Source organism: Geobacillus sp. ZGt-1 (assembly GCF_001026865.1).
Lineage (GTDB): Bacteria > Bacillota > Bacilli > Bacillales > Anoxybacillaceae > Geobacillus > Geobacillus thermoleovorans.
Map to the genome: position 1 here is coordinate 1 of NZ_LDPD01000213.1, position 4,082 is coordinate 4,082.

General features: G+C 51.6%; 3 protein-coding genes and 1 pseudogene. All 4 read right to left on the bottom strand.

Going from position 1 to position 4,082, the window contains the following annotated elements:
- Positions 1 to 689: pseudogene (locus VU18_RS16720) on the bottom strand (sensor histidine kinase); the annotation flags it as partial.
- Between the two features lie 72 nt (positions 690 to 761).
- Positions 762 to 2,288 carry a tripartite tricarboxylate transporter permease gene (locus VU18_RS16725; RefSeq protein ID WP_047758618.1) on the bottom strand — a complete coding sequence of 509 codons (1,527 nt, stop codon included), beginning with the start codon at positions 2,286 to 2,288 and terminating at the stop codon, positions 762 to 764.
- A gap of 13 nt (positions 2,289 to 2,301) precedes the next feature.
- A complete protein-coding gene (locus VU18_RS16730; RefSeq protein WP_020279064.1) occupies positions 2,302 to 2,766 on the bottom strand; it encodes a tripartite tricarboxylate transporter TctB family protein in 465 nt (154 codons plus the stop codon).
- Between the two features lie 54 nt (positions 2,767 to 2,820).
- Entirely contained in the window at positions 2,821 to 3,861 is a 1,041-nt protein-coding gene (locus VU18_RS16735) for a tripartite tricarboxylate transporter substrate binding protein (protein ID WP_025039006.1), read from the bottom strand.
- Positions 3,862 to 4,082: the final 221 nt, after the last annotated feature.

A 4,082-nucleotide genomic window follows, 5' to 3' on the forward strand; every position in this document is an offset into this window, starting at 1 on the left:
ATCGTTCCCTCTTGATTGATGGCCACAATTCCTTCGCGAATCGCTTCTAAAATCGCCTGCTTTTCTTGGTAGAGCAAACCGATTTCTTCCGGTTCAAGACCATGAATCGATTTTTTCACCGTGCTGGCGATCGCCATTGCACCCACCGCTCCGAGAAAGAGGGCAAAAACGGAGAAGAGAAACATCTTCATACGATACGACCATACTGTACGCTGAATATCCTCTAGCAAAAAACCAACCGAAACAATGCCGATCACATGTCCGTTTTCATCCAAAATCGGCGCTTTTCCCCGGATCGCCGGACCAAGCGAACCGACCGCCTCGGAAATAATCGCTTTGCCTTTCAGCACTTCGCCGTTGTCGCCCCCTACCATATGCTTTCCAATCCGATCTGGCAGTGGGTGAGCGTAGCGGATTCCCTTACGGTTGCCAATCACTACGTACTCCGCCCCTGTCTTTCGGCGAATATGTTCGGCAAACGGCTGCAAGCGCACTGACGGATTCGGGTCGCGGAACGCCTCGCGCACGAGCGGAGTCGACGCGACCGTCTCGGCCACATTCAGCGCTCGCATGCCAATTTGTTGTTTGAGCGTCGTCGCAAACATATGCTGAAACAAAAACGTTAAAACCACGATCACCAGCAGCAACAATGAACAAATAATGACCATTAACCGTGTCTGAAGCTTCATAGGGCTCGCTCCCCAAACAGCAAATAAAGAAAGACAGTCCGCCTGTTAGGCGGAACGTCTTTCTTTCTATTATTACATATCTTCGTTGATGACGACCGATTTTCCTCTTAGTTTCATGACAAACGGCACGGCAATCCATAAAAAGGCAATGACCAACAAGACGAGCGAAATCGGCTTTTCAACGAAAACGAGATAATCGCCATTCGATGCCGTCAACGCCCGGCGCATATTGTTTTCGATCATCGGCCCGAGAACAAGCCCCAACACAAGCGGTGCCAATGGATAGTCGTGCTCTGCAAGCCAGTAGCCAAGCAGACCAAACGCCAGCAACAGGAACACATCAAACGTCGTCACTTGCACCGCATACACACCGAACACGGAAATGGCAATAATAAGCGGCAACAAATATTTCGTCGGCGTCTGGATAATTTTCGCGAACACTTTGACGAGCGGCATGTTGAGAATGAGCAACATGACGTTGCCGATAAACATGCTGGCGATCAATCCCCAGGCGACAGCTGGATGCTCATCGAACAACAGTGGACCTGGCTGGACGTTGTACATAATGAGTGCACCCATGAGGATCGCTGTCGTCCCTGAACCAGGAATGCCCAGCGTCAAAAGCGGAATCATTGCGCCCCCAGAAGCCCCGTTGTTCGCCGACTCCGGCGCCGCCACACCGGCGATCGTCCCTTGCCCGAACTTTTCCGGATGTTTGCTCACTTTCTTTTCAAGAATATAGGAGAAAAACGATGCCAACGTGGCTCCGGCTCCCGGCAGCACCCCGATGAAAAAACCGAGCAGCGACCCACGGGCGATCGGCCCCGCGCTTTCTTTCAAATCCGCTTTCGTCGGCAACACGCGCCCGATTTTGGCGATGTCCCCGTCGTTCGTCTCATGATGGAGAATGGACTTGAATACCTCTCCTAACGCAAATAGCCCGACCGCTACGGTTAAAAACTCGAGACCTCCATATAAATAGGAAATGTCGTACGTAAAGCGAGCCACGCCGGAAACATTGTCGAGCCCAATCGTGGAAAGCAACAAGCCGAACACTGTCATGATCCATGCTTTCGTCATCGATTTGCCAGCCAGTCCGCTCACCGCCGCCAACCCGAGCAGCATGAGCGAAAAATATTCAGCCGGGCCGAACTTCAGCGCCACATTCGACAACGGTTGGGCCAATAAGACGAGGCCGATTAGCGAAACAATTCCGGCGACAAAGGAACCGATCGCGGCAATGGCAAGCGCCGCCCCCGCCCTTCCTTGCCGGGCCATTTGATAGCCGTCCAGCGTTGTGACAACCGATGACGATTCCCCAGGCGTATTTAACAAAATCGATGTCGTCGAACCGCCATACATCGCCCCGTAATACACGCCGGCGAGCAAAATAATCGAACTGGCTGCCGCCTGTTCCGAACTAAGGCCGGACGTCATCGACGCCGTCACCGGAATAAGCAACGCCACCCCGCTCATCGGGCCAATCCCAGGAAGCACACCGACCGCTGTGCCGATCAACACCCCGATAAAGGCAAACAGCAAGTTATGCGGCTGAAGCGCTGTCTGAAATCCGTCAAGCAAAAACGATAGTGTGCTCATGATGCCCCTCCCTTCATTGGAACCAAATCGGCCAGCTTGGCAATGTTCCTTGCAGCAGCTTCACATAAAGGCCATATACGCCAAGCGAAAAGCCAGCCGCAATGGCGATCGACTTCCATAGCGCCCCTCTTTCCATCGTTTGAAAGCCGATAACAAGAAACAGAAACGTCGTGATTACATACCCAACCGTTTCAAGCAACGTCGCATAGAAAACAGCAGCAATGAAAATGATGAGAAACTTTTTGTACTGCCGCGGCGGCTTCTCTCCCACTGAATCCTTATAATCCTTATAGCCTCTCGTTTCAAACAACAGCTTGATGCTTAATAATGCCAGAACAAGTCCAAGCAAAAACGGAAATACGTTCGGTCCTACCGCACTGCCGTAGGCGCTTTTCGATAGGCGCAAGCTTTCCGCCATAAACAAGGAACCAACCGCCAAGAATGCCACCGCCGCGATACGATCAGCCGTTTTGTTCATGGTTCTTCCTCCTGTTCTTTACAAAAAAGGGGAAGAATGTTCTTCCCCCTTGCTTCATTTATGCATGCCAAGCGACTTCAGAAGGTCGCCGATTTGCTGCTCCTGCTCTTGCAAAAACTTCGTAAATTCGTCCGAATTGCGATATTCCGCCGCCCAGCCTTGTTTTTGCAGTTCTTCTTTCCACTTCTCGTGTTCAGACAACTTTTTCAATGTTTCTTCCCAAAACGCTTTTGCCTCTCGGGACATTTGCTTCGGCCCAAAAACCCCGCGCCAAATCGTAAATTCCGCATCAATGCCAAGCTCTTTCAACGTCGGCACGTCTTTCAGCACTCCGCCGAGGCGTTCTGGAGCGGAAACCGCCAACACCCGCACTTTGCCGGCTTTGAGATATTCGCCAACAGAAGAGGCATCCGTTGCAATCACATCGGCATTGCCGCCAAGCAGCGCAGCCATCGCTTCCCCGCCGCCATCGTACGAAACATACTTGACTGATTTCGGATCGATGCCCGACTTATAGATCGGCAAAATCGCGACTAAATGATCCATCGAACCTGGCGCCGATCCCCCGGCTACCGTGACCGATTTCGGATCTTGTTTAATGGTATTAAGCAAGTCGGTTAACGTTTGAAATTTCGAATCCGCCTTCACAACAATCGCGCCAAAGTCCTTCGTCAACTGGGCGAGCGGTGTCGTGTCTTTGTAGCCAAACGGGCTGTTCCCTTCTTTTTTCAAGTTGTTGATAATAATTGGCGGGGAGTTGACAAATAGTTTGTAATCGTTTTTCACATCTTGGGTGGCGTATTCGGCCATAAAGACCGCCCCGCCGCCGCCTGGTTTGTTTTCAACCGTCATGGTCTGTTTGACGAGCCCCGTCTCATCCAACACCTTCGTAATCGCGCGGGCCGTTAAATCCCAACCGCCGCCCGCCCCAGACGGAGCAACAATCGTAATCGGCTTCGTCGGATAGTTTGAGGCCGATGAGCCAGAGTTCGAACCGGATGATTTCGACCCCGCCGATTCATTGCCCCCACAGGCCGCCAAAGCCAGTGTCATCATCCCTGCGGCGAGCAATCCCCACCATTTCGTTTTCTTCATTTCTCCCTTGCCCCCTTGTTTTTTGATAACGTTTTCAATCACAACCTTACCATGCCGCGGGATGAGCGTGAAGTTTTTGAAAATAAAATGAATTTTGTGCATTTTGTTCATGGAGGTATAATCAGACCTGATATCAAGCACCTAGCGGAACGCTGGAGTCTCAAAGCAAAAAAAGACCGCCAGCCTTCAAAGCAGACGGTACGTGAACTACCCCCACTTAA